Below are 27,000 nucleotides of genomic sequence, written 5' to 3'. Positions count from 1 at the left end.
AATGACATGAAAAGAATAATAGCTATCATCATTGGTTGGATTATTGTCTTGGGATTGCACGCTCAGATTGTTGAATCCATGCGTGTGTATACAGATAAGGAATGCTACCTGGCGGGAGAAGATTTGTGGATAAAGATTTGTGTCACAGACTCGTTGTCTCATGCAAGCCTGCTGAGCAAGGTGGCCTATGTAGAAATTGGCGATACGAAGCAGGTCTATGCGCAAGGCAAGATAGACTTGCAGAACGGAAACGGATGGGGGCGTATCAGGCTTCCCCAAACTATGCATACGGGAGCTTATCAGCTTACGGCATACACACGTTATATGAGAAACCGTCCGGCAGACTGTTTCCCGAAGAAATACATTGCACTGCTGAATACCGTTCAGGCTACAGAGGAAGATAATGTGGAGCTTATAAGCGATTCCATTTCAAAGGCTTCCGTTGCTCAGACCTCTTTGCAGGGGCGCTTGCTGACGGATAAACCGATATATGGAAACCGCAGCAAAGTAACCTTGACACTGCCCGAATTGCCTGCCGGCACCAGGGAACTGACATTGTCTGTAGTAAGAAAAGACTGCACGTTGTCCGGTCTCCTTCCACAAACCGGTGGAAAGGAGGGAGGCAGCCGTGCTTCCGACAAGCATTTCATTGCAGAATGTGAGGGACACATTGTGACCGGAAAATTGGTAGGCCCCTCTGACGGTTTCGTAAATGCTAACTTGTCGTGTGTAGGTGAAGACATCCGTGTTTTTGCCGGGCAACCCCAATCCGATGGTACTTATGTTTTCTATACGACCGAAATAACAGATATGCAGGAGATTGTACTGACAGCCTTGCCCGATAAGAAAAGTGCATGTCGCCTGGAACTTGTTTCGCCTTTTGCCGGGATAGTGTCGGAGGCTCTTCCTAAAGTTCGCTTGTCATTCCATGAAGATGCCCTGATAGAGCGTAGCTTTGGTGCACAGATGCATTCCATCTTGCCGGTGGACTCTGTACAGAAGCGGGGAATATTAGAACAACTGCATGACTTTCTGCCCACATCTACTTACAACCTGGATGAGTATGTCCGTTTCAACACCGTGCGTGAAGCGTTTACAGAATTCGTTTTAGGAGTACGTGTAAGTAAGATAGGTGGTGAAAGTGCCATTCGGATACTTCAGCCGGATGTCAAGCAGTTCAGTAATCTGAAAACACTGGTATTGCTGGATGGAGTTCCGGTTATGGATCATGAGGCCATTTTGAATTATGATGCCCGCTTGTTGCATTATATACATCGGTATACCGGAAAATATACTTTTGGCGGCGAACTGTATGATGGCATTCTCTCGCTCATCACCCATAGAGGTACGTTCCCTGATATGCGGTTGGATGAGAATTCACAGATGTTCTCGTATGAATTCCCGCAAAGGCGACCGATGTTTGTAGCGCCGGTATATTCTTCTGAAGAGCAAATCAAATCCCGTATACCCGATTTCCGCCATACCCTTTATTGGAATCCTGAAGTTACTCCTGCCACGGGTACTCTTAACTTCTATACGTCTGATATGAATGGGACGTATGTCGTTACTTTGCAAGGCATTTCAGCTGATGGCAAGGAGGTGAAAATACAAAGCGAGTTTGTGGTAGGTATGTAAATATAATGCTATATTTGCATTTGAAAACTATAAAAATGAAATGCGATGGGATGTTTGATGAATGTTTTGTGGTTGGTATTCGGCGGTATCTTTACTGCGGTGGAATACCTTATAGCCAGTTTGTTAATGATGATTACGATTGTCGGCATTCCTTTTGGCATGCAGACGTTGAAGCTGGCGGGACTTGCCTTGTGGCCTTTCGGCAAAGAAGTACGTAGCGGAGAGCGCTCGAGCGGTTGCCTTTATGTACTGATGAATGTAGTATGGATATTCTTAGGAGGTATCTGGATCAGCCTTTCGCATTTGGGTTTCGGAATATTGCTGTGCATTACTATTATAGGCATTCCTTTCGGCATGCAGCATTTCAAGTTGGCTGCATTGGCATTGACTCCTTTCGGGAAGGATATCGTCTCTACTTAATCTTATATTGAAGGTACATGAAAAAGAAAAGGGCGAAGAACTTTCCGGTTCTCCGCCCTTATTCATTTTATTTAAAGGTGATGTTTACATGGTGATGTGAGACTGCTTTGCAAGCAGTTTTTGAAGTTTGCCATTCAAAGCCTGGCACATAGTTCCGTTTCCCATTGCTTGATAACGTTTGATACGGTACTGTAACATAAAAATTTCATTTGCATTCTTTTTCATAATCGTCTAGTATTGTGCCTTCCGCGTTTCGGAAAGCGGGTTCTACATCTTTTTCTTTTATCTTATAACGCTGCAAAGATACGAATTGTTCTTGGAAAATATGTTCTACAACATAAAAATCTTCATTTTCTGTTTGTTTTTTCTCTAAAATAGTGGTTTTTGCAATCTGCGTATAACAAAATTATTGCATATCTTTGCCTCATACTTATTAAGGCGTAACAGTAATGAACAAACTGACAGAACTTTTACATAGCCCATATCCCGTGCTTTATCAACGATGGAAGGCAGTGGTGATACCTTCTGTTATTATTTTCCTGATACTTTATTTGCTTCAACCGTTCGGCATATCGCAGATAGAGGGGAGCAAGTTGGTGGTAGCTTTAGGCTCTGCACTTATAGCGGTGGTTGCATCGTGCATTTTTACTTACTTGCTGCCGGCGCTGTTTCCTGCTTATTATAAGGAAGAGAATTGGACGCTGGGCAAGTATGTACTGAATTTGTTTCTGCTCCTTCTATTAATAGCTGTGGGTGTCTGGGCCTACCAGTCATGGTTGTGGGGAATGTGGTTGAATTGGCAACTGTTTCTTTTGACTTTGTTTTGGGTGGCAGTGCTTGCCCCTTTCCCTACTATCTTCTTGTCGATGTGGAACCGGAATTTGCAGTTGACCCGTAATCTGAGGGAAGCAACGGAGATGAATTTCCATCTTTCAAAGAAAATATCGGCAGGGGATGCGGAGACTTCCCGGGAAGAAAAAGAAGTAGCTTCCGAGGTATTGACTTTCTCGGGCGGCGCGAAAGAGATGCTGCAGGTGGAGGCCGGTCATTTCCTGTATGCAGAGGCAGAAGGGAATTATATAAAGGTGAACTATCGTTCGGCCGGAAGCGGAAAGATCGTGCAGAAATTATTGCGCGTCACCATGAAGCAGGCAGAAGAGGCGGTGGCTGCCTGTCCTTTCATTATTCGCTGTCACCGCGCCTTCCTGGTGAACGTCCGTCAGGTGGTGAAAGTGGATGGAAATTCGCAGGGATATCGCTTGCGGCTGGAAGGTTGCGAGGAGGAAGTTCCCGTTTCCAGAGCCTACTCTAAAGAGGTGAAGAGGCTGATAGAAAACAAGATAGGAGATTAGTCATTCGTCACAGAAATATGCCGTTCGTCACACGGTGCTAGTCATTCGTCACATATCCGGGCTGTCTGTCCCGGATATTTTTTTGCCCGGAATTCTTCCTTTATGTTTGCCGATGGAAAACGAAACAAACGTATGGATATGAAACGAAGAATTCTCTTTTTAGCTTTAGGCAGTTGGCTGCTTGTACAACCTTCCGCAGCACAGAAGGCGGTGACGGACACGGTGCATCTGAAATTCAGCATTGACAGCGTAGGCTTGGAAGAAGTAGTGGTGAAAGGGCATAGGACGCCTGCCGCCAATAGCCGGTGGAGTGACTTGAGTCCCGTGGAACTGGTGACAGTGGGCGGTGCCAACGGTGATTTGTATAAGGCACTGCAAACCCTGCCGGGCACGCAAGTGCAGGGCGAAAGCGGTGAATTGCTGGTACGCGGCGGAAGCAGTTACGAGACGCAGACTTATATAGACGGGATGCATGTGCTGAATCCATATACTTCTACCGGGATTAACACCCCGGCCCGCAGCCGTTATTCCACTTTTATGTTCAGTGGGGTAAACCTGGCATCTGGCGGGGCTTCGCAAGAGTATGGCGAAGCGCTTTCGGCAGTGCTGCCGCTGGAAACGAAGGACTATAGCAAAGTCAATAAGATAGGGGTGAATGCTTCTGTGGTGGGGGTAGGTGGCGGAGGCACACGCACTTTTGATAAAGGCTCGCTCTCGGTGGACTTGAACTATCAGAACTTGGGTTTATACGATAAGGTTTACTCCGGACGAAGGGACTTTGAGAAGCCCTATCGGATGTTCTCCGGAGCCACACAGTTCAGATATACCCCTGACGAAGCGACTGCACTGAAGATTTATGCACAATACGACCGCACGGACTTTTCTACTTACGAAGGGAGCAACCGCAGAATCTTCGGTCTGGGAGAGGACAACGTCTATATCAATGCTACATTCCGTCGACGCACTTCGGGAGATTGGAATTGGTTTGCAGGAGCAGCTTATTCTTTCTATGAGCAGAAGATAGCTGGTGCCGCAGCGGCAGGAGATGATTGGTTGGAACGGCAGCAGGAATTGCACCTGAAGGCAAAAGTATTCAAACGGCTGTCTCCGGCTTTCCGCCTGGATATGGGGGCGGAGAGTTTTATCCGCCGTTACGAGAACCATTACCGCTTGTCCGTGGTAGACGACCGTAACCGGATGTCGCCTGCCGTCAGTGCAGGATTCGTCTCTGCCACTTACTATCCGTTGGAACAACTGAAAGCGGAACTTTCTTTTCGTACGGAATATGCTTCTCGGAGCCGGAAGGTGAACTTTTCTCCGCGGCTGGCGGTGAATTATTATTGGGGAGATGTGATGCTTTCGGCTATCATAGGGCGCTATACGCAGTTGCCGGAGAACAGTTATCTGGTGCGTCAGCCCGATTTGAAGTCCGAAGCATGCGTGCAGTATAACCTGGGTGCCCAGTACGACCACGAAGGACGATTCTACAAAGCCGAACTTTATTATAAGGACTACAGCCGTCTGGCATTGGTGGAAGAAAATGCCGGTATGGATGCCGATGCCGCTGCGGGAACTTCTCTTCTTACTTCCGGCGGTTACGGGCGTAGCCGGGGCATCGACCTCTTCTTTCGCGATCGGGCTCTGCTGAAGAATGTGGAATACCAGCTTTCGTACAGTTACAATATCTCCAAACGCAAGTATCAGGAGTATACTGAACTGACTACGCCCCAATATGCTACCCGCCACAATGCAGCTGCGGTAGTGAAGTACTCCATTCCCCGTTTGCATTCCATCATCAGTGTGACGGATCGTTTCAGCAGCGGGCGTCCTTACCATAATCCGGCACGTGCCGGCTTGATGAACGATGAGGTGAAACCTTATAACAGCCTCGATTTGGGACTGACTTTCCTGGCAAGCCGAAAGGTGATTATCCATGCCTCTGCCACCAATGTACTGTGCCGGAAGAATGAATTCGGAAAGGTAGATAACAAAGCCGTACTGGCATCCAGCGATCACTTCTTCTACGTCGGAGTATTCATCACTTTGGGCAAGAAGGCGGCTTACGATGTATCCAACTTCTAAAATGCAGAGGAATCCCTGTTGTTTTCTGTCTGAATATATTGATGTAAGGAGGAAATGCCTTGATTATCAAAACAGCGAAATATGTACTTTTTAATATGCTGACTATCAATGCGTAATGATGAGGCGGTCTAAGGTAACGACAGAGGTAGTCTCAGTATACGACAGAGGTACCCTCAGTATACGACAGAGATACCCTCTGTATACGACTGAGGTACCCTAAAATAACGCCTGCTTTTATGACTTGTAATTTTGTATCATATTATTATTAATCTTTTAAAAAACAACGAAAATGAGAACAATGATTATCTTTTTAGTATTTGTATTGCATGGCGCAGCCCAGCTGCTGTTTGCACAGAACCTGACAGTTGAAGTACGCGACATCGAAAAGGCGGAAGGACATCTTTATGTCGCCATCTACAACTCGGAAGAAAACTTCATGAAGAAGCCTCTGGCGGCTTTCCGGGTAGATGTAAAGGACAAAGTACTTTCTATTCCTTGTCAGGGACTTCCTGCGGGCAGCTACGCCATCTCTTTGTTTCAGGACGAGAACGGCAACGGGAAACTGGATACTGCCGCCTTCGGCATTCCTACCGAGAAGTTCGGCTTCAGTAATGATGCCCAGGGCGTGATGGGCCCGCCGTCCTACGAAAAATGTCGCTTCACTTTCTCCGAAGACACAACTTTGGTGATACATCTGAAGTAGAATATCAGATAATTCTTTAACTTTGTGTCCTCTACCTTAATGGACTACATTATGAAACAGATTACACGACTTTTCGGAATCCTGGGGCTGATATGCTTGTTTGCCGCTTGCGGTAACTCTCATTTTATGACGGATGCCTCTTATCGTTCCCGCGTGGAACAAGACTTTCAGCAGAAGCAGGCTTTGCTGACGCAGGGCGACTTGTTTGCCATCTTCAATACGGACTTGTCGGCGTATGAGCGGGAAGCGCTTGAGTTTCTTTATGCCTATATGCCTCTGGCCGATATCACCGACTATTCCGGTGAATTCCATTTGATGAATGTGCGCGCAGCGCAGCAGGCCGCGCAGGAAATGCCTTGGGGGAAAGCTATTCCCGAAGAGGTATTCCGGCATTTCGTGCTTCCGGTGCGGGTCAATAATGAGAATCTGGATAGTGCGCGGGTCGTGTTCTACGGGGAACTGAAAGATCGTGTGAAGTCTCTTTCGCTCTACGATGCCATCTTGGAAGTGAACCACTGGTGCCATGAGAAGGCTGTTTATACCCCTTCCGATGCCCGTACCAGTTCGCCGCTGGCAACAGTGCGCACGGCTTACGGACGCTGTGGCGAAGAATCGACGTTGCTGGTTGCCGCACTTCGTTCGGTAGGCATTCCGGCACGGCAGGTATATACGCCCCGTTGGGCGCATACCGACGACAACCATGCCTGGGTAGAGGCTTGGGCCGACGGAAAGTGGTACTTCCTGGGTGCTTGCGAACCGGAACCGGTGCTCAATCTGGGTTGGTTCAATGCGCCGGCCAGCCGGGGTATGCTGATGCATACCAAGGTCTTCGGCCGTTACGAAGGTGCGGAGGAAGTGATGATGGTTACTCCCAATTATACGGAAATCAATGTGATAGACAACTATGCTCCGTCCGCCAAGGCTTCCGTCACGGTGAAGGATGAACAAGGAAATCCCATTGCCGATGCACGCGTAGAGTTCAAGCTTTATAATTATGCTGAGTTCTATACGGTAGCCACGAAACAGACCGATGCAAATGGAGTCTGTTGCCTGACTGCCGGAAAAGGGGATATGCTGGTATGGGCTTCGAAAGACGGGCGCTTCGGCTTTGCCAAACTTTCTTTCGGTAAGCAGCCGGAACTGACGGTGACTCTTGATAAAAAGGCAGGCGATGCTTTTGCAGTCGATTTCGACATTGTTCCCCCGGTGGAAAGTGCGAACCTGCCCGAAGTAACTCCGGAGCAACGGGCTGAGAACGACCGTCGCATGGCTCAGGAAGACTCTATCCGCAATGCCTATGTGGCCATGTTCATGACTGATGAAACGGCACGCTACTTTGCAAAGCAATATAAGTTGGACGAAGACGCGGTGGCAAAGATACTGGTTGCTTCCCGCGGAAATCATAAAGTCATTACCGATTTTATGGCGCGCCTGCGTTCCGAGAAGTCGAAAAGAGGAGGCATCGACCTTTTGCAGCGTATTTCGGCAAAAGATCTTCGGGACGTTAGCCTGGAAGTGCTGATAGACCACATGCAATCTCGCATGCGTACGAACGCCGAATATTTCCGCAGATATGTCCGCAATCCGCGGGTGAGCAATGAGATGCTGACACCGTATAAATCGTTCTTCACCAAGGTCGTGCCGGAGGAAGATGCCGAGGCTTATGTGGCAGACCCGATGAAGCTGGTTGCATGGGTGACGGAGAACATCCGGGTAGACAAGGATTGCAATTTGGGAGGGGCACCCATTTCTCCTGCAGGAGTATGGAAAGCACGTGTAGCGGATGCACACAGCCGTGATATCTTCTTTGTTTCCATGGCGCGTGGCATGGGTATTCCTGCACGCATCGATGAGGTGACCGGCAAGGTACAGCTGATAATAGATGACGCCCTGGTCGATGTGAACTTCGGAGCTGCCGTGCAGGCTTCTGCGCCCAAAGGCAGACTGGTTGCTAAATATACTCCGGTTCCTTCGTTGGATAATCCGAAATATTATTCGCACTTTACTATTTCTAAAATAACTCCGCAGGGCAGTTTGCAGTTGCTGGCTTATGATGAAGGTGATATAGATATGGGTGGCGGTGCCACATGGAGCAATTTGCTGAAAGAAGGAACAGCGCTGGATGCCGGGGAGTATGTGTTGGTTACCGGTACCCGACTGGCCAGTGGTGCGGTGCTTTCCAAAGCTACATTCTTCAGCATTGTGCCGGAGAAGAGCACAGAGATTGATCTGGTGATGCGCGAAAGTATGGATGAGGTGCAGGTTATCGGCAACTTCAATTCAGAGTCTCTGTTTACTCCGTTGGAGGGTGCAGAGCCTTCTTCCAAACAAAGTTTGTTGCAAGCCTGCGGACGTGGCTATTTCGTCGTAGGGATATTGGGTGTCAATCAGGAGCCAACGAACCATGCATTGCGGGATATTGCTGCTTTCAAGGCCGATTTGGAGAAATGGGGACGGAAGATGGTATTGCTCTTCCCGGATGAGGCTTCATCCGGAAAATTCAGTAAAGAGGCATTCCCCAACTTGCCGTCTACTATTATATATGGTATAGATACGGATGGCATTGCCGGACAGATAGCGGAAGGCATGAAGCTAAAGAATAAAGATTCCTTGCCGATATTCATCATTGCCGATACATTCAATCGGGTAGTCTTTGTTTCGCAAGGATATACGATCGGGTTGGGGGAACAGTTGATGAAGACGGTGAGGGGATTATAAATGATAATTTAGCGGAGTATCTTAAATTCCTCCGCCTGAAAGGGGAGGTGCCCGTAGGGCGGAGGGGTTTCACATCCGAAGGGACTTGCACAAAGTTACTTTCTATTTATGTAAGACCCCTCCGCCCGCAAGCGGGCACCTCCCCTTTCAGGCGGAGGAGTTTGAGATACACTTGTTATCACACGCCGCTAAATTATCATTTACCGATCCAAGCATTTCCCAATCGTCGCCTTTACCCTTTCTTTTGTCGTGACGCTTCGCTCAAATTCATTGACTTGTATGGTTGCTCCCATTGGAATCCTGCTTTTGCGGTACTGCATACTACTCGTAACTGTTTCTCTTGCCGAGAAATGAAATTCATGAATACCGGTTTCATGGGCTATGTGTGCAATATTGTTTTCATTGATACCACAGCCTGCCAATAGAATGATGCGTCCTGCTGCCTGCTGCTGAAGTTCTTTCAATAACGGTATACCTTGTTCTGCCGTAGGCTGCTGTCCGGAAGTAAGAATGCGGTTGCAACCTAAGCGAATGATATCTTCCAGTGCCTTCTGCGGGTCACGGCAAACATCAAAAGCGCGGTGGAAAGTAACGGACATGCCTTGTGCCGCCTCCATCAACTGCTCCATCAAGGGCATATCTATTTCTCCCTCTGCAGTGAGACATCCGAATACTACTCCATCCGCTCCCAGCCGGCGGGCGTTATCTATATCCTTTAGCATGATGCGCTGTTCAACGGGTGAGTAGAGGAAATCACCTCCGCGTGGGCGGATGATAACATGTAGCTTCGTTGCCTTCAGCACTTCCCGTGCGATGACAATACTTCCGAAAGAAGGCGTTGTACCTCCTTCGGGAATGCCTGCACATAGCTCTACCCGGTCGGCACCTCCGGCTTGTGCGGCAATGCAACTCTCTACTGAGTTGGCACAGACTTCAAATTGATAGTTCTCCATATCGTTATATTGTTTTGATAACCGATCATTAAGTAAAGTATCTGCTATTTTTCTTCTAATAAAAAAGGGTGAAATATTCCATTCACCCTTTCTTACTCTATTTATTTTAATCTTCTGCTTTTACTTTGCATAGCTCACCGCACGTGTTTCGCGGATAACGGTAATCTTCACCTGTCCCGGATACGTCATTTCATCTTGTATCTTCTTCGCAATTTCACCGGAAAGGTTCTCCGTCTGCTTGTCGTCAATCTTGTCTGCACCGACAATGACACGAAGCTCGCGTCCTGCTTGGATAGCATACGTTTTCGTCACACCCGGATAGGCCATGGCCAACTGCTCGAGGTCATTCAGACGCTTGATGTAAGCTTCTACGATTTCGCGGCGTGCCCCCGGACGTGCACCGGAGATAGCATCGCAAACCTGTACGATAGGAGCCAGCAGACTGGTCATCTCCACTTCGTCGTGGTGGGCACCGATTGCATTGCAGATGTCCGGTTTCTCCTTGAACTTCTCTGCCAACTTCATACCGTAGAGTGCATGCGGCAATTCCGGTTCTTCATCGGGTACTTTACCTATATCGTGCAGCAATCCGGCACGCTTTGCCTTCTTCGGGTTCAGACCTAGTTCCGATGCCATCACAGCACACAGATTGGCTGTTTCGCGAGCATGCTGCAAGAGGTTTTGACCGTAAGAAGAACGGTATTTCATCTTACCGATGATACGGATCAGTTCGGGATGCAGACCGTGGATACCCAAGTCGATGGTAGTACGCTTACCGGTCTCGATAATTTCTTCTTCTACCTGTTTGCGTACCTTGGCAACTACTTCCTCAATACGTGCAGGGTGGATACGTCCGTCCGTTACCAGCTGGTGCAATGCCAGGCGGGCTACTTCACGGCGAACCGGATCGAAGGCTGACAATACGATTGCTTCCGGAGTATCGTCTACAACGATTTCTACACCGGTTGCTGCTTCCAAGGCACGGATGTTACGGCCTTCGCGACCGATGATGCGTCCCTTGATCTCGTCTGATTCAATATGGAATACAGTTACCGAATTTTCGATAGCTGTTTCTGTAGCTACGCGCTGGATGGACTGTATGACGATGCGCTTCGCTTCCTTGCTTGCCGTCAGCTTGGCGTCGTCCATGATGTCGTTGATGAAAGATTGGGCCTGCGTTTTGGCTTCCTCTTTCAAGGACTCTATCATACGCTCTTTAGCTTCTTCGGCAGAAAGACCGGAAATGGTTTCCAGTTTCTCAATCTCCTGGCGCTGCATGTGGTCCAGTTCTTCTTTCTTCTTGTCTACAATAACCAATTGGGCTTCCAGGTTTTCTTTCACCGCTTCAGCTTCCATCTTCTTCCGCTGGATTTCCTCCTGGCGTTGGTTCAATACCAGTTCACGTTGTTTCAGCTTGTTTTCCGCTTGCTGTATCTTCTGGTTGCGGATGGCCACTTCTTTTTCCAAGTCGGCTTTCTTGTTCAGGAACTTCTCCTTTACTTCCAGCAACTTATTCTTTTTAATCACTTCCGCTTCCGTCTCGGCTTCTTTCAGAATGCTGTCGTACTTAGTCTTCAGCCCATGCTTGAAGAACATATACGCGGCAAATCCTCCAACGATGAAGCAGGCAATGGATACTACTATTGTAACTACTGTCATTTTATTAATTTGTTTTTAGTATATAAATAAAAAAGCACTGCATAAAAGTTTGTTCCAATAAAGAACAGACTTTTGTACAGTGCGCGAATATTCTCTTTTTACAGACCGGAACGGATGGAGTTGGCGGACTTATTCCTCTTTAAAATAGGTTTCCAATACTTCTGTCAGTTCCTTTATCTTAGTTGTATAAGGTTCTGTATCGTTACGGTCTTTCATCTGAAGGTTCTCCAAAGCAAATTGATAAGCCGCCATGGCTATAACTCTTTCGGGAGATACATTCTGATAACGTTCCTGAATCAGATTGAACCTCATGTTTACCTGTCTGGCAGCCTCCCTGACCATTTCTTCGTCCTCACGGTTGATGGTGACGGGGTAGGAAGAGCCTGCCATTTGCAGGTTTATTTTTATCTTATCGTTCATACATCTTCTTTCCTTTACTCATTCAATAAAGCGATGCATTTATCGACTTCACGCACTAATTTGGACAATCGCAGCTTCGTCTCTTTCACATCGCTGCCGTTAAGGCTGATTGTCGTTGCTGTTTTTAGGTTCGTGTAGTTAAGTTCCAGTTCATTGTATTCGGCCCGTATCTTCTCGCACTCTTCTGCTTTGGCTTCGAGAAGTTGCTTCAGTTCAGCATTTTCGCGCTTTAATTCATCATGCAGATAGATTAAATGCAGCAGTCTTGCTTCAAAGGTACTTAATAGCTTCTTTTCTTCGTCTGTCATTACTACACCAAAATTGTACACAAAAATACAATTTACTTGTAGATTACAAAAACTTTTCGGATAAAATGTCACCTTTTTACCCAATAATTCCGTTTTTTCTTCACTACTCTTCTCTTTTTGTACCTTTTTTCTTCTTTCTATAATATGCATAAAATAATTTATGAAATAATTTGGTTTATAAAATAAACTACTTATATTTGCATCGGAGTTCGAACCCAAGATATGCTTTTTCAATTAACATTAAACATGGTAAGATTATGAAAACGGTTGGTTATAAATGTATTGCGGTTCTTTTTTTTAGTATGTGTACGCTTGCTGCAACAGCACAGTATGTTTGTTATTCCCGGACATCGCTTGAATAGGGAGGTAAAAGGAAATGTTTAAAAGAAATCGGTTTTGGTGGGCGTCCACGGTGCTGACGGTCATGTGCTTATACTGGCTTTCCAATGTTGTACTTTGGCTTCCCTGGCGTTATAGTCCGCAGCTGGGCATAGCAATGATGCTTACGGTGAATCCCCTCTTTTGGGGAGTGGGAATATATCGTTGCCTGGCTTGTGAGGGCGGTACTAAGAACTTGATGCAGAAGGCTTTTCTCGTGTCATTGATTGCCGTAGGGATCTCTTTGATTTCAGACTTTTTGTTCTTTGCCGTAGGGATGGGTTCAAAGGATGTATGGCATGCTACTACTTTCTATGGTTATGCCTGGTTGGTAATATTGGCTTTTGGTGAGGCTCTCTTGTTCAGGAAAAGGCTGATGGCTAAACGATATGTTGCAACAAAGAAGACATTGCTGATTTTGATGGGTTGTTTGTTGCTCTTGTGGCTTCTTCAGTTTTTGTTTGTGTGTAACTTTAAATAAAGTGGGATATGGAAACTTGGCTTGTGTGTTTTTTGACGGTCGATTGGCTGTTGATGCTTTTTGTGATATTGAACGTATATGATTTGGACTAAATAATTGATTACTGCAATGGATGATAAGAAATTGAATGAGAAAGAGAGTTTGGAACTCATCGCTCAAATGATACAGAATACGAAATCCGGGATGGCGGAAAATGCCGGAGTACCTTTCTTGATATGGGGGTATACCACCGTGTTGACGTCGCTTGTCGTTTGGTTTCTCTTGAAATCAACCGGAAACTATAATTGGCAGTGGTGTTGGTTTCTGTTGCCTACCATCGCTTATACCGTCATGATGTGGACTGGCCGGAACAGGCAGAAGATGATGAAAACCTATATAGATCGAATACTGGGATATGTATGGCTGGTCTTCGGAGCAGGCGGTTTCTTTGTATCCTGGGTTGCCATTTTCTTTTGGAACTTGTCGGTGCTCTTCGTCATCTTATTAATGATGGGAATGGGAACGGCGTTGACCGGTCTGATTGTGAAGATGAGAGTTGTGACGATATGCGGAATTTTAGGAGGACTGCTGTCATTAGGCTGCCTCTGCATACACGGATTCGACCAGATATTGCTTTTTGCCCTGGCTTTTGTCTTTATGATGGTTATACCGGGACATTACTTGAACAGGATTGAAAAAACAGTGGCATGTTTAAAGAACTGAACCCTTTGCTCCATTCCGAACTGCGTCTTGCAGTGATGTCGTTGCTTATCAGTGTCGAAGAGGCGGACTTTGTCTATATCCGCCAACAGACCGGAGCGACGGCTGGAAACCTCAGTGTGCAGTTGGATAAACTCAGCAAGGCGGGTTATGTGGAGGTGACAAAGACATTTAAAGGAAAGATGCCTTGTACGATTTGCAAGATTACTCCGCAGGGGGTGGATGCCTTTGAGGAGTATGTAGAAGCGCTGAAAAGTTATATAATGAAGTAGTCGGTGAATAAGAAAACAATTTAAGTGAATATTATAGTTATGAGAATTTTAGTTACTTACGCCGTACAGGGCGAGTTTACGGAATTGAAGTTCCCCGGTTTGATAGGGGAGGATGAGGTGCAGGTGGGTTACCTCCGTACCGGAGTGGGAAAGGTGAAGTCTGCTTTTTATCTTTCGGAAGCGATTAATCACGGACAACCTGACTTGGTGATTAATGTCGGTACGGCAGGAGCTATCCATCACAAGGTGGGAGATATCTTTGTATGTCGCCATTTCATTGACCGCGATATGCAGAAACTGTCAGACTTGGGCGTGGAATGTGAAATTGATTCGACAGATTTGCTGGCGCAGAAGGGCTACTGCCTCCATTGGCAGGGTGAAGGAGTATGTAATACGGGAGATACTTTCCTGACTGAATTATCTGATGTCAAAGGTGACGTCGTAGATATGGAAGCGTATGCACAAGCACTGGTGTGCCGTGCCAAGAGCGTACCGTTTATATCTGTGAAGTACGTTACGGACATCATCGGCCAGAATTCCGTGAAGCATTGGGAAGATAAACTTGCCGATGCACGGAAAGGGCTGGGCGAATTTTTTGAAAATATAGGCGGAGTGGTGAGAACATATTAAGGCGTTTGGAGTTATACTTACTCGGAGCCTTTGGAATCATTCCGCAAGGTCTTGAACGACAGAATATGCCAAGTCACTCCTGCGGCAACGAGCAATAACAGTACCTTTATCCACGTCAGCGGGATTAGAAAGAAGATACAGTAAAGCATCGTTCCCCACATCAGCAGCAAGGAGATGACTTTTGCCCGTAGCGGTATGGCCTTGTTCTCGCGGAAGTTCCGGATATACGTGCCGAAGTATTTATGGTTCAGCAGCCATTGATACAGTCGGGGAGAGCCTCTGAAATAAAGAGCCGCTGTGAGTAGCAGGAATGGGGTAGTAGGCAGCAAGGGTACGAATATGCCGATGATGCCGAGTGCCAGAGATACTGTTCCTACGATGATACAAATTATTTTCATGCGGCAAATGTAGGAAAAATAATAATATAGATAGTATGTATGCAAATAAAGTAAAGAAGGTGGTTGCCGTCCACGACCTCTCGGGAGTAGGACGGGTTTCTCTGACAGTGGTCATTCCTATCCTGTCGTCCATGGGTTTCCAAGTGTGTCCGTTGCCTACCGCAGTATTGTCTAACCATACCCAATACCCGGAATTCTCTTTCCTCGATCTGACGGATGAGATGCCGAAGATTATCTCCGAGTGGAAAAAGCTGGAAGTGCAGTTCGATGCCTTCTATACCGGCTATTTAGGTTCCCCGCGACAAGTATGCATTGTCTCCGATTTCATTGACGATTTTCGCCGGCCGGACAATCTGGTGATGGTAGATCCTGTGCTGGGTGATAACGGTCGCCTTTACACGAACTTCGACCATTCCATGATTGACAAAATGAGGCACCTCATCACTAAAGCCGACGTCATCACTCCTAATCTGACGGAGCTTTTCTACTTACTGGATATTTCCTATAAAGAACAGAATACGGACGAGGAGTTGAAGTCCTATCTCCGTCGGCTTTCCGATTGTGGCCCTGAGGTGGTGATCATCACCAGCGTACCTGTGCTGGGAGACAAACACAAGACCTCTGTGTATGCCTACAACCGGAACGGCAACCGCTATTGGAAAGTGACTTGTCCTTATCTGCCTGCCCATTATCCCGGTACGGGAGATACTTTTACGAGTGTCATTACCGGCGCCTTGTTGCAGGGAGACAGTCTGCCCATTGCGCTGGACCGTGCCACGCAGTTCATTCTGCAAGGCATTCGTGCAACTTTCGGGTACGAATATGATAACCGCGAAGGAATTCAGCTTGAGAAAGTATTGCATAACCTCGATATGCCGATTCAGGTATGTAGTTACGAGCTGATAGATTGATTACTGCTATTGCAATTTTTCATGCCGATAGTTGTGCAATCATGAAAAATGACTATGTTTGTGGTCTGAAAAACATGATAATAAAAGATTTGGTATTCATTCAATCTCATCTTATGAAAAAGAATATATTCTTGTTGCTCTTTCTCTGGTGTGGTTTGTTCACAGTGACAGCACAGACCACTGCCGATTCCCTCGCTCTTGTCTCTGCCGACTGGCAGGTTACTCCTTTGCAAAAAGGCATTCTTTATCGCAAAGCAGTGTTTCCTTCCTTGTATGGCGTTCCTCAGGAAGTCTCTATTTTTGAAATATCTCCGAAACATCATCATTTGGATATCCTTATTCATAACTCTAAAGAAGAAACCAGTGTAGCTGCCCGTCGCTCGGGAGCGATAGCTGCTATCAACGGTTCCTATTTCGATATGAAGAAGGGTAATTCTGTTTGCTATCTGCGCAGAGATGGGGTGGTGATAGATACGACTGCCGTCGGCGTCTTGGCAACGGTCTCGAATGGTGCTATGCTTATTCGCAAAGGGAAACTGCAATTGATTCCTTGGAACGAGCAAGATGCAAAAACATGTGATTTGAAGCAAGGTACTGTCCTTTCTTCCGGTCCCTTGATGTTGCAGCAAGGAAAAGTGTGCGACCTCTCTGCCTGCAACCAAAACTTTGTAAACACCAAGCATCCCCGTAGCGCCGTGGCATTGACCAAAGACCGGAAGATTCTGTTCATAGTCGTCGACGGACGTCTGAAGGGAAAATCGGAGGGCGTCAGCATCTCCGAACTGACTCATCTGATTCGTGTGTTAGGAGGCTGGGATGCTTTGAACCTGGATGGTGGTGGTTCGTCCACCCTATGGGCTGCTTCATTGCCGGGCAAAGGTATTGCCAATACTCCGAGTGGCAGTGCCGAACGAAAAGTTGCCAATTCTCTATGTGTATACGAATAAGTGCCGGCAAGCCGACGGATAAATCCTAAGTTTTTAGTAATTTTGCTGCCGCATCGAGGTGACATTAGGTGCGGTAAACTATATCGTAGTATTAATTAGCGTATTAACAATATGTACACAGTCATTAAACGCATGGAAGTGTCGGCTGCCCACAGCCTGCAACTTTCATATCGCAGCAAGTGTGAGAATCTGCATGGTCACAACTGGATTATCACTGTCTATTGCCGTTCCGGGGAACTCAACGCCGACGGAATGGTAGTCGATTTCAGCCACATCAAGCAGGTGGTGAAAGAACAATTGGACCACCGTAATCTCAACGAAGTACTCCCTTTCAACCCTACAGCCGAAAACATTGCCCGCTGGATATGCGACCAGATACCAACTTGTTTCAAGGTAGAGGTACAAGAATCCGAGTCAAACATTGCCGTTTATGAGAAAGATTAACGAGATATTCTATAGCCTTCAGGGCGAAGGATATCATACCGGTACTCCGGCAGTCTTTATTCGTTTCTCGGGATGTAACCTGAAATGTTCGTTCTGCGACACGCAGCACGAAGAGGGTACGTTGATGTCCGATGAAGAGATATTAAACGAAGTGAAGAAATACCCTGCCGTCACAGTGATACTGACAGGTGGCGAGCCTTCCCTTTGGATTGACCGGGAATTTATCGATCACCTGCATCAGGCCGGCAAGTATGTCTGCATTGAGACAAACGGTACGCGTCCGTTGCCGGATAATATAGATTGGGTGACTTGTTCTCCCAAACAAGGAGTGAAATTGGGGATAACCCGCATCGATGAGGTGAAAGTGGTATACGAAGGGCAAGACATTACCGTATACGAACTGCTTCCCGCCGAGCATTTCTTCCTTCAGCCTTGTTCGTGTAGCAATACCCGCGAGACGGTGGCTTGTGTGATGCAACATCCTAAGTGGAGGCTTAGTCTGCAAACCCATAAACTGATAGATATTCAGTAAAAGGACATAAAAAAAGCTGTAAGTCATAAAACTCACAGCTTTTCTTCTTTTTGCACGGGAGGAGAGGCTCGAACTCCCGACACCCGGTTTTGGAGACCGGTGCTCTACCAACTGAGCTACTCCCGTGTTTGCGGCTGCAAAGGTAATGGAAACTTTCAAATATACAAGTACCCTGCCCTATTATTTTATAGAGAAAGTTGCTTACAACATTTGTAAGTCCTGATACATAACGCGATACGCAGCAGCTTTTTTTTCTAACGCAAGCGGATATGCTCTTGAAGAAGAAGGCATTCGGTAGAGGCGCATCGGACGATCCTCAAAAAGGAACTCCGTGAAGTCGCCAACCTTGGGCTTTTCTATGGAGAACTGCGTACAGAGAGTTTCGGTCGCTTTCTCACCGGTAGTGACAATGGCCTTGCATTGTGGCAACCGATGTAGCAGCGCTGGAATATCCGTAGGCTGCACCACTTCCAGAAACTTGTCCGAAGCATTATCTTGCAGGCGTCGCACGGCAGTTGCCGTATCGAACAAGGCGATGCCTTTTTCCTGCAAGAAGCTGATAAGTTGCTCTTTGCAGAAAGTCTTTGCCGCCTTATCTACAAAATAATCCTTGTTATTGAAAAACAAAAGTCCTACAATCCGCCACATGTCGTTGTTCCAGTTAGGGTAATAAAATTCCATGGACCAGCGTTTCTTCTGCGGTGGAAAACTCCCCAGCATTAGCAGTCGTGCATTGCCGGGGAGAAAGGGTTCTAAAGGATGTTGCTCTATTTCCATATTTTTGCAATTTCATTGTTTGCTCGCAAAAATACGGATTATTTCGGAAATGTGCTATCCGGTAATCTCCAGATTGCTCATTCTTTCGGTTATCCGGAAGGGGAAATCGGGATATTCGTAGAGGCTGAACCGCGGTTCGGTCTTTCCACTTGTATAGTACCAGATGGTAGCATACTCTTCTGAGTCTTCTCCCATGGACTGCAACTGGCGCAGGTAGGAGGCGATGGATTTGTTCTCTACAATGAAGACTTCTCCCAGTTGGTTGATGATGGGGCTATGACGCCGCGTACTGTCATGGTCGAAACGCAGAATCCGTTTTCCATCGGCAGTAATGCCTACCATTTGGAAAGTCATGCTCTTACCGATGGCAGGCAGGTTGAGTACATTCCGATCGGTGGCAAGGAACGGTAGGTGATGCGTCTTCATAAAGCGCCGGATGCAGGCAGCCGGATCATGGACTGTTTCGAGCAGTACAGACAGGTTGTGAGCATTTTCCTTAGATAGCTTGCCGAAGCGTTTTTCTTCCATTTGCTCTTGCACGGAGCGGCTGTTCGGGGTAAAAACTGCATTGTTTTCTTCGAACCCTTTGACGGAGAAAGTATAGTAGCAAACTACTCCCAACTGATTCAGTATCTGGCGCAGGCGGGTAGTATGCCCGCGGCGGGAAGCTGCCACATTGTATACCAACTGATTGTCTATGAGCCAACCTGCTGCCAAGAGTTTGCGTATTCCTTCGGCGGCTTCGGGGGTAACCTCCAGCGGTGTCTGGAAGTGGGTCTGAATAATGAATTGCCGGATACCGATGGTAGAAGCTTTCTCCTTGAACTCCCGCAGGATATCTACGAGTTCGTCATTGATGCGCATGGGCAGATAGGCAGGAAGCCGGGAACCCAGTCGGATGCGTTGCAGTTCTGCATACTTTTCTCCTTCGGGACGTTCCTGGTTGGCTTTCCGTTTGCGGTAGGCCATACGGTAGACGGCATCCAGGATATTGCTCAATGTCTTGTTTTGGCTCATCAGGGCGTCACCACCGGTGATGAGGATGTCGCGTAGCTGGGTATCTTCTTCAAAGTAAGTCATCAGGCGGCGTAACTTTTTGTCCCAACTTTCTTTAGGACGTAAAGTTTCGAACTCGAAGTTGAGGCGTTTGCTTTGAAAATCGTACATGCGCTGGCAAGATGCACAAAGCCCTCCACAGGCACGTCCCAAAGTGTCGGGGATGAGGATGGCAACTTCCGGATAGCGGCGATGGATGTTATGCCCGTCGGGCAGTAACCAGCCGGCGGCATTGGGCTTGCCTTCTTCTACTACATCTTCGCGTTCCCAGGCACGGATTTGTCCGTATGTCTCGACCAGCTGGGGGGAATAGAGGATGTAGCTCCGCAAGGCCTCATCATTGTATCCGCCATTGGTGCAGTTCAGCAAAGACAGATAATAAGGGGTGGCAAAGAATGGCATCCCTTTTTTGCGTGCTTTTGTCAGCAGATACATGGTTTCGGCAGAAAGAGAACTGCCAAGGAAGCGGTTTAGCTCTGTCGGACTCTTGACAGCCATGGCCAGATGGAAGCGGTAATCGTTCCACCATTCGTTGACAAGGTGGTATTTCTCTTCGTAGCTAAGCCCTTCTTCGAAGTGGAAGCGGGAGCCCGGGTGCTTTCGATGCTCTACCTTCTGTATCAGCAGGTGCAGAATGCGCTCTTTATTCTTGGCACGGATTTGCTGTACGTCCTCATCAAGCCCTGTGGGCCAACGTTCAGTCAAGGCTTTTATTTTCTGTCCGGAAGGCAGAGGAGGAGTCGGTTGATCCAAGCGCTTGAACTGCTGGAACAGATCGATGAATAAATCAGTTTCTATCTCTTCGTTCCACTGTCCGGTCAAGAAGGAATATAGCATTGATAATGTTGAAATGGGCATTTGCTCTCCGGTAGAGAGCTCGTGTATTTCCTGCCCGTCGAATTCAATCAGGAGTCGAATTTGCTTACCGGCTTCACTTTCCACTTCCGGATGCCCGGCAATGTACTCCGTGAGGTTGGTCTTGAATGTCTCGGCATCGTCGCTTTGTCCGGCAATGCTGACCAGTTCGGGGAGTTCGTGCCGATAAAGCAGTTCCAGTTGTGAGAGAGTGAGTGCAAGCATTTTCTTTTGTTTCATAAGCGGTTGTCTTTTTTAGAAGTTAATAATATGATGATTGGCGCAAAAGTGCGCTCGTTTTTATTCCATGAGAGGAAATTTATTTGGATTGCTAAAAATAACAAAAAAAAGCGAGGAATTTCTTCCTCGCCTGTCTTTTTGTGAAATACTTTAAAGTTCTTTTTCTTTTATTGTCTTATTGCTTTCCCTCTGTCTCCTTCTTTTTCGGTTCCTTTTTTGCCAGCATCACCACGTTGTAGACGTATTCTGACATCCATTGCTCCGAATAGCCCAGGCGTTCCTTGTATTGGCGTACAGACATTGCCGTCTTGTGTACGTCGTCTTTTTTCCATACGGTCTTGGTACATACGTCGTGAACGGTCTTTTCGGTCATGCTGCGCAGTGCTCCTTTGAAGATGGAGGGGGTACGGAACTTCCATTGCATCAGGTTGCCCATCAGCATCATCAGGTCGTTGGAGAAACCCTGGTACATGAAGAGGTAGCCTTGCACATCGTTCTGTGTGCGGCAGTGCTTCTTGATGGAAGCATCGATTTCTTTGAAGAAATTGTCGCTGATTCCGTAATCTTGCATCAGCATCTTGCGCGAAGCTGCTTTTTCAGCTTGCCCCAGGCGTCCTCCCTGGGTTGGGATTTTGAAGAGGCGCTTGAAGTTGGCTACGTCCGGCACAAAGCGGATGTTGGTGATGCCCAGGTTGGCTGCTATCACGGATTGGAAGTAAACACGTGTCAGCGATACGAAGTCTTCCACGTTTTTAGAAGAAATCTCTTCTTTATTCTTGTTAAATAGTTTGGCAAATATACCCATGGCGTTATTTAATTTACTGATTTGTGGGTGCAAAGGTAGTAAATAACTTGCTTTTTACCAGCACTCCAAGTCTTTTTCTACCTCTTTCAGACGGTCTTTTGTGAAAACAGGGTCTTTGATGCCTGCCCGTTTCTGCGCACGGTAGTCGTCCAGCAGTTTGAAAGCATATTTTCCCAACAGACTGATGGCGATAAGGTTGCAGAGAGCCATCAATCCCATGGTGATGTCGGCAAGACTCCAGGCAAGGTCGAGGGTGGCAAGAGCGCCGAACATCACCATGCCGCCTACGAGCACGCGATATATGTTCAATATCCAGCGGCGCCGGGTGAGGTATCGCACATTGGCTTCGCCGTAATAGTAATTGCCCAGGATGCTGCTGAACGCGAAAAAGAACAGGGCTACGGCTACGAATATGCCTCCCGAAGGACCTATCTCGTTGGTCAGGGCATGCTGCGTCAACTGTACACCATTGGTCGAACCATCCAGCGGGGCGCCGCTGAACAGAATGATGAAAGCCGTGCAAGTACAGATGATCAGCGTATCTGTAAATACCCCCAAGGTCTGTATCAATCCTTGTTTCACGGGATGGCTGACATGCGCGGTGGCTGCTACATTGGGTGCCGAACCCATACCGGCCTCATTGCTGAACAATCCGCGTTTGATACCTTGCATCAGTGCCATTCCCACACCGCCTCCCAGGGCTTGCTGCCATCCGAAGGCATGGCTGACGATCAGTTCGATGACTGCCGGCAGTTGCCTGATGTTCAGCAGCACAATGATGAGCGCCAGTGCGATATATCCCAGTGCCATGACGGGCACGATGATACTGCTTACCCGGGCAATGCGCTGCACACCGCCGAAGATGATAATCAATGTGCCAGCGGTGATGACTGCTCCCACGATAGTATGGTCGAACCCGAAAGCCCCTTCGAAAGCAGCACACAGCGTATTACTCTGTACTGAATTGAATGCAAAACCGAAGGTAATCGTTATGAGTACGGCAAAAACAGTTCCCATCCACGGCTGTTTCAGTCCTTGGCGCATGTAGTAGGCGGGGCCGCCAATGAAAGAGTCTTTCCCTTTTATCTTATAGAGTTGTGCCAGGGTCGATTCCACAAACGAACTGGATGCCCCGAACAGTGCGATAATCCACATCCAGAATATAGCCCCCGGGCCACCTACGGCAATGGCTGTAGCCACACCTGCCAGATTACCCGTACCTACACGGCTGGCAATAGAAATGGCAAATGCCTGGAAAGAGGAGATATGCTTCTCGTCTTTATTGCCCGTGCCGCCCGAGTCTCCCAGCAGACGCACCATCTCGCGTATCATCCGGAACTGCACGAACCGCGTCTTCAGGGTGAACCACACGGCGCATCCCAATAGCAGGGCAATGAGGATATAGGTCCACAGCACATCGTTGATCAGATTGATATATTCCATATTTTCTTGAACTTCTGTTTTCTTTGAATATTTACTATTCTATTCTTTCAGCCGGAAGTGGAACTTGTGTCCTTCGAACACCGGCTCCACTATCTCGTATCGCACAAACTTTGCCAGCAGATGCTCTGCTGCACGCCGCGAGAGATGCGCCAGCCGGCAATACCGGTTCAAAGATAATTGGTCGTTCTCTTCCAGCAGGTTGAGCAACAACTGTTCGCGCTCCGTATATTCTATCAACTCTCCCCTGGGGCTTCCGCTTTGCTGCCATATGCGCAGATGTACGGGAGTTGCCAGGATGTTTTCATCGTCTATGCGTAGATAGGCGAGGAACTTCCCCGTCTCATCCTTGGCATATACCGGCTTTTGCTCGTTTTCGTCAATTTGCACCACCAGTACGCTGCGGCCTTCTACGTGGTAAGTCTGCATGCTATAGTGCACTTCCGGCTGACAATAAAGTCCGGCTGCTGCCTCTATCATATATTGTTCTTCGTCGGAGCGTATACCTGCAATTTTTCCGTTGTCTTTCACTCCGATGAGCAGTCGTCCCCCGTTTGTATTGGCAAAAGCAGAGAGCGTTTTGGCTATCTTCCGGGCATCTGAAATTTCGAATTTGAAATCTTGTTGTTGATGCTCTCCTTCGGCTATTAGTGCATGTATATACTCGGTATCAGTAAGCATTTTCATGCCTGCAAAAGTAGAGGAAAAAACGCTTGAAGGCTGTTTTTTATGCTGTTTTTGCCGATTATTTCAAAAAAAATATCGTTTTTCTGCATTTATTTCAAGAAAGAGTGTATTTTTGCCGGACATTATTAACGAAGTAATTAAAAAAGGATTATGAAAGAATTAGTTGAAAAAGTAGCAGAATTGTATGCTGCATTTGAGAAAGATGCAAAAGCTCAGTTGGAAAATGGTAACAAGGCAGCCGGTACTCGTGCACGTAAGGCTTCTTTGGAAATCGAAAAGGCTATGAAGGCTTTCCGTAAAGCATCTTTGGAAGCTGCGAAGTAACTAAAGAAAAAGCAAATCAATGCTGTGAAAGACTGCCGTTTTTGGCGGTCTTTTTTTGTTTATTTATAGACAACAAACTCTCTTTTCCCTTGTCTCGTAAGAGATGAATTCGTACTTTTGGCAACCTAATAGATTTAACGCCTTATGAACGAAGACGTCCTCCGTAAACTCAAGATACTTGCCGAGTCGGCCAAATATGATGTGTCATGCTCCAGCAGCGGTACAGTGCGCTCCAATAAGGCAGGCATGCTGGGCAATACCGTAGGCGGGTGGGGCATCTGTCACAGCTTTGCTGAAGACGGGCGTTGCATCTCCCTGCTCAAAGTGATGCTCACCAACTACTGCATCTACGATTGCGCCTACTGCATCAATCGCCGTTCCAACGATTTGCCGCGTGCCACGCTTTCCGTCAGCGAACTGGTGGACCTCACAATGGAGTTTTACCGCCGCAACTATATCGAGGGACTTTTCCTCAGCAGTGGGGTGGTACGCAACCCTGACTATACGATGGAGCGTCTGGTGCGCGTAGCTAAAGACTTGCGTACCGTCCACCGTTTCAACGGCTATATCCATCTGAAAAGTATTCCCGGTGCCAGTCGTGAACTCGTGAATGAGGCGGGTCTCTATGCCGATCGCCTCAGCGTCAACGTAGAAATCCCTAAGGAAGAGAATCTGAAACTGCTTGCACCGGAGAAAGACCATAAAAGTGTGTATGCTCCCATGCGATACATCCAGCAAGGTGTACTCGAAAGCTCGGAAGAGCGTAAGAAGCATCGCCATGCCCCTCGTTTTGCCCCTGCCGGACAAAGCACGCAGATGATTGTAGGCGCTACCGCCGAAACGGATAAAGACATCCTCTACCTCTCGTCAGCTCTTTACAAAGGTCCCACAATGCGGCGTGTCTACTACTCCGGCTACATTTCGGTGAATACCTACGACACCCGTCTTCCGGCTTTGAAGCAACCACCCCTGGTACGCGAGAATCGTCTCTATCAGGCCGACTGGCTGATGCGTTTCTATCAGTTCAAGGTCGAGGAGATTGTGGACGATGCCTATCCTGATCTTGACCTGGAGATAGATCCTAAGTTGTCGTGGGCATTGCGCCATCCCGAACAGTTCCCGGTAGATGTGAACCGGGCAGAGTATGAAATGCTGCTTCGTGTACCGGGCATAGGCGTAAAGTCTGCCCGGCTGATAGTAGCTTCCCGCCGTTTCTCGCGTTTGGGCTTCTACGAACTGAAGAAGATAGGAATTGTGATGAAGAAAGCACAGTACTTCATTACTTGCCACGAACTGCCCATGCGTACAGTCCATGAACTGACCCCCCAGGGCGTACGTGGATTACTGATAGCAAAACCGAATAAAAAGAAAGTAGATGAGCGGCAACTAGTGCTCGATTTCCAGGAATGAACATCTTTCTATACGATAATACTTTTGAGGGATTACTTACTTCTGTTTTCGAAGCCTATTCCCGCCGCACCTTCCCCGATGCATTGCTCTTGGAAGGCGAGCCGTTGCCTCTGTTCCACGATGAAGTGTTTACCGTAATAACCGATGAAGAGAAAGCAGGTCGTGTGTGGCGTGGATTGCAGAAGAAACTTTCTTCTTCCGCCCTTGCTTGTCTTGCGCAGTGCTGGCTGGCCGAAGAGCCCGAAACCCCGATGCTTCTTTTCCGCTACATCCGCAAGGCTATAGATGCTCCCCGTTCCATCGAGACCAATTTTGCTGACCCGGATGTGTTGGAATTCTCGCGCATGTGGAAACGCGTAGATTGGGAACGTCTGCGCCTGCTCCAATTTGTCCGCTTCCAGAAAGCTGCCGACGGCACTTTCTTTGCTCCCGTAGAGCCTGAGAAGAATGCCCTTCCCTTGGCTGTGGATCACTTTAAAGACCGCTATGCCGACCAGCGTTGGCTGATTTATGACATTAAGCGGGCCTACGGATACTACTACGATTTGAAAGAGATGCGCATAGTGACCTTCGATGAAGACAGCCGCGAGAGCCATCTTGTCACCGGTATGCTGGACGAGAGCCTGATGGATAAAGACGAAAAGCTATTCCAATCTCTTTGGAAGACTTACTTTAAAGCTATCTGCATAAAGGAACGCCTCAACCCGCGCAAACACAAGCAAGACATGCCCGTGCGCTATTGGAAACACATGACGGAAAAGCAGTAGCGAGCCGGGAAGCGAGTGATGAGTATCACTCTATCCGCTCTACGGTAACTCCGGGAAACTCTTGCATCAGTTGCAGTAGATTTCCTTCATCATTGCTTCGCTTCGATTTGATGACCATTGTTACTTGATAATTGGCAACCTCGCCCTGTCCTTGCTTCTCCATATTATAAGACACTATCAGGTAGTCCTTTGAGTTGAAACGCTCTGCCACCTCTTTGAGCGTAGTTTCGTGGTGCGTGGAGAAAGTTATGACGGAGCTCTTCATACCGAGGCTTTTGAACGCAAGGCTCAGTAGTTCGAGTCCTGCCAGCGTCAGTAAGGTAGCGGCGATGCCAATGGTGTACATGCCTGCTCCGATGGCAAGACCGATGCCTGCAGTAGCCCATATTCCGGCAGCCGTCGTCAGTCCGCGGACAATTTGTTTCTGGAAGATGATGGTGCCTGCACCGATGAAACCAATGCCGCTTACTACCTGGGCAGCTACACGGCTGGGGTCCAGTGTCACACTGCTCTCTTTGATGATTTCCTGGAAACCATATTGGGATACAATCATGATAAGCGCACTTCCCAGGGATACCAGGAAATGTGTCCGGTAGCCTGCTTCTTTGGCGCGGTACTCCCGGTCCAGGCCGATGATGGCACCCAGTATTCCGGCCACCAGCAGTCTGAGCACAAAGTCTAAATTTAACGTCATCAT

At 47.6% G+C, this 27,000-nt stretch carries 29 protein-coding genes and 1 tRNA gene; 17 read left to right on the top strand and 13 right to left on the bottom strand.

Translation table 11 applies throughout. The features are described 5' to 3' along the window. The first annotated feature begins 6 nt into the window (after positions 1 to 6). Positions 7 to 1,635, top strand: coding sequence for a hypothetical protein (locus AAE250_RS06605; RefSeq protein ID WP_294598519.1), 1,629 nt, complete (start codon positions 7 to 9; stop codon positions 1,633 to 1,635). Between the two features lie 45 nt (positions 1,636 to 1,680). Next, positions 1,681 to 2,055: a YccF domain-containing protein gene (locus tag AAE250_RS06600; RefSeq protein WP_294598517.1), complete on the top strand. Its 375-nt coding sequence runs from the start codon at positions 1,681 to 1,683 to the stop codon at positions 2,053 to 2,055. 84 nt (positions 2,056 to 2,139) lie between these two features. Here AAE250_RS06600 and AAE250_RS06595 read toward each other — a convergent pair whose 3' ends face one another. After that, positions 2,140 to 2,280 (bottom strand): hypothetical protein, encoded by a 141-nt coding sequence (locus AAE250_RS06595; protein WP_294598515.1) that lies wholly within the window; start codon positions 2,278 to 2,280, stop codon positions 2,140 to 2,142. Positions 2,281 to 2,504: 224 nt separating this feature from the next. Here AAE250_RS06595 and AAE250_RS06590 point away from each other — a divergent pair, with 224 nt between their 5' ends. From AAE250_RS06590 to AAE250_RS06575, 4 genes are all read left to right on the top strand, one after another. Then, complete coding sequence (locus AAE250_RS06590) at positions 2,505 to 3,407, top strand: LytTR family DNA-binding domain-containing protein (protein ID WP_294598513.1); 903 nt, start codon at positions 2,505 to 2,507, stop codon at positions 3,405 to 3,407. Positions 3,408 to 3,545: 138 nt separating this feature from the next. Continuing rightward, on the top strand, positions 3,546 to 5,489 hold the full coding sequence (locus tag AAE250_RS06585; protein WP_294598510.1) for a TonB-dependent receptor plug domain-containing protein: 1,944 nt from the start codon (positions 3,546 to 3,548) through the stop codon (positions 5,487 to 5,489). Positions 5,490 to 5,778: 289 nt separating this feature from the next. Further along, a complete protein-coding gene (locus AAE250_RS06580) occupies positions 5,779 to 6,192 on the top strand; it encodes a DUF2141 domain-containing protein (protein WP_294598507.1) in 414 nt (137 codons plus the stop codon). 51 nt (positions 6,193 to 6,243) lie between these two features. Continuing rightward, entirely contained in the window at positions 6,244 to 8,910 is a 2,667-nt protein-coding gene (locus AAE250_RS06575) for a transglutaminase domain-containing protein (RefSeq protein WP_294598504.1), read from the top strand. A 200-nt stretch (positions 8,911 to 9,110) separates the two neighbouring features. Here AAE250_RS06575 and AAE250_RS06570 read toward each other — a convergent pair whose 3' ends face one another. The 4 genes from AAE250_RS06570 to AAE250_RS06555 form a co-directional block, all read right to left on the bottom strand. Continuing rightward, complete coding sequence (locus AAE250_RS06570; protein ID WP_294602080.1) at positions 9,111 to 9,863, bottom strand: copper homeostasis protein CutC; 753 nt, start codon at positions 9,861 to 9,863, stop codon at positions 9,111 to 9,113. A gap of 120 nt (positions 9,864 to 9,983) precedes the next feature. Beyond that, positions 9,984 to 11,522: a ribonuclease Y gene (rny, locus tag AAE250_RS06565; protein ID WP_294602077.1), complete on the bottom strand. Its 1,539-nt coding sequence runs from the start codon at positions 11,520 to 11,522 to the stop codon at positions 9,984 to 9,986. Positions 11,523 to 11,651: 129 nt separating this feature from the next. Beyond that, the gene (locus tag AAE250_RS06560; RefSeq protein WP_294602074.1) at positions 11,652 to 11,942 is read right to left on the bottom strand and encodes a cell division protein ZapA; all 291 of its coding nucleotides are present in this window, start codon (positions 11,940 to 11,942) and stop codon (positions 11,652 to 11,654) included. A gap of 14 nt (positions 11,943 to 11,956) precedes the next feature. Further along, complete coding sequence (locus tag AAE250_RS06555) at positions 11,957 to 12,250, bottom strand: hypothetical protein (protein ID WP_294602090.1); 294 nt, start codon at positions 12,248 to 12,250, stop codon at positions 11,957 to 11,959. Positions 12,251 to 12,626: 376 nt separating this feature from the next. Between AAE250_RS06555 and AAE250_RS06550 the strand changes: the two genes are divergently transcribed. From AAE250_RS06550 to AAE250_RS06535, 4 genes are all read left to right on the top strand, one after another. Further along, positions 12,627 to 13,109, top strand: coding sequence for a hypothetical protein (locus AAE250_RS06550; protein WP_294602071.1), 483 nt, complete (start codon positions 12,627 to 12,629; stop codon positions 13,107 to 13,109). A 108-nt stretch (positions 13,110 to 13,217) separates the two neighbouring features. After that, a complete protein-coding gene (locus AAE250_RS06545; RefSeq protein WP_294602070.1) occupies positions 13,218 to 13,811 on the top strand; it encodes a hypothetical protein in 594 nt (197 codons plus the stop codon). Further along, positions 13,796 to 14,080 (top strand): winged helix-turn-helix domain-containing protein, encoded by a 285-nt coding sequence (locus AAE250_RS06540; RefSeq protein ID WP_294602068.1) that lies wholly within the window; start codon positions 13,796 to 13,798, stop codon positions 14,078 to 14,080. The genes AAE250_RS06545 and AAE250_RS06540 overlap by 16 nt, the downstream gene beginning before the upstream one ends. 39 nt (positions 14,081 to 14,119) lie before the next feature. Next, positions 14,120 to 14,710 carry a 5'-methylthioadenosine/S-adenosylhomocysteine nucleosidase family protein gene (locus AAE250_RS06535; RefSeq protein ID WP_294602066.1) on the top strand — a complete coding sequence of 197 codons (591 nt, stop codon included), beginning with the start codon at positions 14,120 to 14,122 and terminating at the stop codon, positions 14,708 to 14,710. Positions 14,711 to 14,727: 17 nt separating this feature from the next. Here the strand turns inward: AAE250_RS06535 and AAE250_RS06530 are convergent, their stop codons facing one another. After that, positions 14,728 to 15,108, bottom strand: a complete 381-nt coding sequence (locus tag AAE250_RS06530) for a YbaN family protein (RefSeq protein WP_294602064.1) — start codon at positions 15,106 to 15,108, stop codon at positions 14,728 to 14,730. A gap of 35 nt (positions 15,109 to 15,143) precedes the next feature. Here AAE250_RS06530 and AAE250_RS06525 point away from each other — a divergent pair, with 35 nt between their 5' ends. From AAE250_RS06525 to AAE250_RS06510, 4 genes are all read left to right on the top strand, one after another. Then, positions 15,144 to 16,019 (top strand): pyridoxamine kinase, encoded by an 876-nt coding sequence (locus tag AAE250_RS06525; protein WP_294602062.1) that lies wholly within the window; start codon positions 15,144 to 15,146, stop codon positions 16,017 to 16,019. A gap of 113 nt (positions 16,020 to 16,132) precedes the next feature. After that, on the top strand, positions 16,133 to 16,966 hold the full coding sequence (locus tag AAE250_RS06520; RefSeq protein ID WP_294602061.1) for a phosphodiester glycosidase family protein: 834 nt from the start codon (positions 16,133 to 16,135) through the stop codon (positions 16,964 to 16,966). A 111-nt stretch (positions 16,967 to 17,077) separates the two neighbouring features. Next, complete coding sequence (gene queD, locus AAE250_RS06515) at positions 17,078 to 17,410, top strand: 6-carboxytetrahydropterin synthase QueD (protein WP_294602060.1); 333 nt, start codon at positions 17,078 to 17,080, stop codon at positions 17,408 to 17,410. Beyond that, positions 17,397 to 17,942: a 7-carboxy-7-deazaguanine synthase QueE gene (locus AAE250_RS06510; RefSeq protein ID WP_294602058.1), complete on the top strand. Its 546-nt coding sequence runs from the start codon at positions 17,397 to 17,399 to the stop codon at positions 17,940 to 17,942. Before queD ends, AAE250_RS06510 begins: the two co-directional genes overlap by 14 nt. Positions 17,943 to 17,995: 53 nt before the next feature. Here the strand turns inward: AAE250_RS06510 and AAE250_RS06505 are convergent. The 6 genes from AAE250_RS06505 to AAE250_RS06480 all read right to left on the bottom strand — a co-directional run bounded on the left by AAE250_RS06505 (position 17,996) and on the right by AAE250_RS06480 (position 23,802). Continuing rightward, positions 17,996 to 18,068, bottom strand: a tRNA-Trp gene (locus AAE250_RS06505). A gap of 75 nt (positions 18,069 to 18,143) precedes the next feature. Continuing rightward, a complete protein-coding gene (locus AAE250_RS06500; RefSeq protein ID WP_294602056.1) occupies positions 18,144 to 18,719 on the bottom strand; it encodes a uracil-DNA glycosylase family protein in 576 nt (191 codons plus the stop codon). 54 nt (positions 18,720 to 18,773) lie between these two features. Next, on the bottom strand, positions 18,774 to 20,870 hold the full coding sequence (locus tag AAE250_RS06495) for a KamA family radical SAM protein (RefSeq protein WP_294602054.1): 2,097 nt from the start codon (positions 20,868 to 20,870) through the stop codon (positions 18,774 to 18,776). Between the two features lie 175 nt (positions 20,871 to 21,045). Continuing rightward, positions 21,046 to 21,675: a hypothetical protein gene (locus AAE250_RS06490; RefSeq protein ID WP_294602052.1), complete on the bottom strand. Its 630-nt coding sequence runs from the start codon at positions 21,673 to 21,675 to the stop codon at positions 21,046 to 21,048. A gap of 54 nt (positions 21,676 to 21,729) precedes the next feature. Continuing rightward, entirely contained in the window at positions 21,730 to 23,118 is a 1,389-nt protein-coding gene (locus AAE250_RS06485; RefSeq protein ID WP_294602050.1) for an alanine/glycine:cation symporter family protein, read from the bottom strand. Positions 23,119 to 23,157: 39 nt separating this feature from the next. Beyond that, the gene (locus tag AAE250_RS06480) at positions 23,158 to 23,802 is read right to left on the bottom strand and encodes an AlbA family DNA-binding domain-containing protein (protein WP_294602048.1); all 645 of its coding nucleotides are present in this window, start codon (positions 23,800 to 23,802) and stop codon (positions 23,158 to 23,160) included. A gap of 150 nt (positions 23,803 to 23,952) precedes the next feature. On the opposite strand from AAE250_RS06480, the gene AAE250_RS06475 reads away from it, so the two are divergent. The 3 genes from AAE250_RS06475 (at position 23,953) to AAE250_RS06465 (ending at position 26,303) form a co-directional block, all read left to right on the top strand. Next, entirely contained in the window at positions 23,953 to 24,126 is a 174-nt protein-coding gene (locus tag AAE250_RS06475; RefSeq protein ID WP_106068360.1) for a histone H1, read from the top strand. 144 nt (positions 24,127 to 24,270) lie between these two features. Continuing rightward, complete coding sequence (locus AAE250_RS06470; RefSeq protein ID WP_294602044.1) at positions 24,271 to 25,536, top strand: putative DNA modification/repair radical SAM protein; 1,266 nt, start codon at positions 24,271 to 24,273, stop codon at positions 25,534 to 25,536. Then, complete coding sequence (locus AAE250_RS06465) at positions 25,533 to 26,303, top strand: TIGR03915 family putative DNA repair protein (protein ID WP_294602042.1); 771 nt, start codon at positions 25,533 to 25,535, stop codon at positions 26,301 to 26,303. Before AAE250_RS06470 ends, AAE250_RS06465 begins: the two co-directional genes overlap by 4 nt. Before the next feature lie 25 nt (positions 26,304 to 26,328). Here AAE250_RS06465 and AAE250_RS06460 read toward each other — a convergent pair whose 3' ends face one another. Next, positions 26,329 to 26,997 (bottom strand): MgtC/SapB family protein, encoded by a 669-nt coding sequence (locus tag AAE250_RS06460; RefSeq protein WP_294602086.1) that lies wholly within the window; start codon positions 26,995 to 26,997, stop codon positions 26,329 to 26,331. Between the last annotated feature and the right edge of the window lie 3 nt (positions 26,998 to 27,000).

The organism is Bacteroides sp. GD17, assembly GCF_038448625.1.
GTDB lineage: Bacteria > Bacteroidota > Bacteroidia > Bacteroidales > Bacteroidaceae > Bacteroides.
This window is presented reverse-complemented; position numbering and strand designations above follow the sequence as displayed.

Excerpts from the sequence above, each read along its gene's own strand:
- queD (WP_294602060.1), top strand. The coding sequence starts at position 17,078 with ATGTACACAGTCATTAAACGCATGGAAGTGTCGGCTGCCCACAGCCTG.
- AAE250_RS06595 (WP_294598515.1), bottom strand. The coding sequence starts at position 2,280 with ATGAAAAAGAATGCAAATGAAATTTTTATGTTACAGTACCGTATCAAA.
- AAE250_RS06600 (WP_294598517.1), top strand. The coding sequence starts at position 1,681 with ATGGGATGTTTGATGAATGTTTTGTGGTTGGTATTCGGCGGTATCTTT.
- AAE250_RS06485 (WP_294602050.1), bottom strand. The coding sequence starts at position 23,118 with ATGGAATATATCAATCTGATCAACGATGTGCTGTGGACCTATATCCTC.
- AAE250_RS06495 (WP_294602054.1), bottom strand. The coding sequence starts at position 20,870 with ATGAAACAAAAGAAAATGCTTGCACTCACTCTCTCACAACTGGAACTG.
- AAE250_RS06535 (WP_294602066.1), top strand. The coding sequence starts at position 14,120 with ATGAGAATTTTAGTTACTTACGCCGTACAGGGCGAGTTTACGGAATTG.
- AAE250_RS06540 (WP_294602068.1), top strand. The coding sequence starts at position 13,796 with ATGTTTAAAGAACTGAACCCTTTGCTCCATTCCGAACTGCGTCTTGCA.
- AAE250_RS06575 (WP_294598504.1), top strand. The coding sequence starts at position 6,244 with ATGAAACAGATTACACGACTTTTCGGAATCCTGGGGCTGATATGCTTG.
- rny (WP_294602077.1), bottom strand. The coding sequence starts at position 11,522 with ATGACAGTAGTTACAATAGTAGTATCCATTGCCTGCTTCATCGTTGGA.
- AAE250_RS06530 (WP_294602064.1), bottom strand. The coding sequence starts at position 15,108 with ATGAAAATAATTTGTATCATCGTAGGAACAGTATCTCTGGCACTCGGC.
- AAE250_RS06500 (WP_294602056.1), bottom strand. The coding sequence starts at position 18,719 with ATGGAAATAGAGCAACATCCTTTAGAACCCTTTCTCCCCGGCAATGCA.
- AAE250_RS06475 (WP_106068360.1), top strand. The coding sequence starts at position 23,953 with ATGAAAGAATTAGTTGAAAAAGTAGCAGAATTGTATGCTGCATTTGAG.
- AAE250_RS06520 (WP_294602061.1), top strand. The coding sequence starts at position 16,133 with ATGAAAAAGAATATATTCTTGTTGCTCTTTCTCTGGTGTGGTTTGTTC.
- AAE250_RS06460 (WP_294602086.1), bottom strand. The coding sequence starts at position 26,997 with ATGACGTTAAATTTAGACTTTGTGCTCAGACTGCTGGTGGCCGGAATA.
- AAE250_RS06550 (WP_294602071.1), top strand. The coding sequence starts at position 12,627 with ATGTTTAAAAGAAATCGGTTTTGGTGGGCGTCCACGGTGCTGACGGTC.
- AAE250_RS06480 (WP_294602048.1), bottom strand. The coding sequence starts at position 23,802 with ATGAAAATGCTTACTGATACCGAGTATATACATGCACTAATAGCCGAA.
- AAE250_RS06580 (WP_294598507.1), top strand. The coding sequence starts at position 5,779 with ATGAGAACAATGATTATCTTTTTAGTATTTGTATTGCATGGCGCAGCC.
- AAE250_RS06560 (WP_294602074.1), bottom strand. The coding sequence starts at position 11,942 with ATGAACGATAAGATAAAAATAAACCTGCAAATGGCAGGCTCTTCCTAC.
- AAE250_RS06545 (WP_294602070.1), top strand. The coding sequence starts at position 13,218 with ATGGATGATAAGAAATTGAATGAGAAAGAGAGTTTGGAACTCATCGCT.
- AAE250_RS06605 (WP_294598519.1), top strand. The coding sequence starts at position 7 with ATGAAAAGAATAATAGCTATCATCATTGGTTGGATTATTGTCTTGGGA.
- AAE250_RS06570 (WP_294602080.1), bottom strand. The coding sequence starts at position 9,863 with ATGGAGAACTATCAATTTGAAGTCTGTGCCAACTCAGTAGAGAGTTGC.
- AAE250_RS06490 (WP_294602052.1), bottom strand. The coding sequence starts at position 21,675 with ATGGGTATATTTGCCAAACTATTTAACAAGAATAAAGAAGAGATTTCT.
- AAE250_RS06590 (WP_294598513.1), top strand. The coding sequence starts at position 2,505 with ATGAACAAACTGACAGAACTTTTACATAGCCCATATCCCGTGCTTTAT.
- AAE250_RS06525 (WP_294602062.1), top strand. The coding sequence starts at position 15,144 with ATGTATGCAAATAAAGTAAAGAAGGTGGTTGCCGTCCACGACCTCTCG.
- AAE250_RS06470 (WP_294602044.1), top strand. The coding sequence starts at position 24,271 with ATGAACGAAGACGTCCTCCGTAAACTCAAGATACTTGCCGAGTCGGCC.
- AAE250_RS06510 (WP_294602058.1), top strand. The coding sequence starts at position 17,397 with ATGAGAAAGATTAACGAGATATTCTATAGCCTTCAGGGCGAAGGATAT.
- AAE250_RS06465 (WP_294602042.1), top strand. The coding sequence starts at position 25,533 with ATGAACATCTTTCTATACGATAATACTTTTGAGGGATTACTTACTTCT.
- AAE250_RS06555 (WP_294602090.1), bottom strand. The coding sequence starts at position 12,250 with ATGACAGACGAAGAAAAGAAGCTATTAAGTACCTTTGAAGCAAGACTG.
- AAE250_RS06585 (WP_294598510.1), top strand. The coding sequence starts at position 3,546 with ATGAAACGAAGAATTCTCTTTTTAGCTTTAGGCAGTTGGCTGCTTGTA.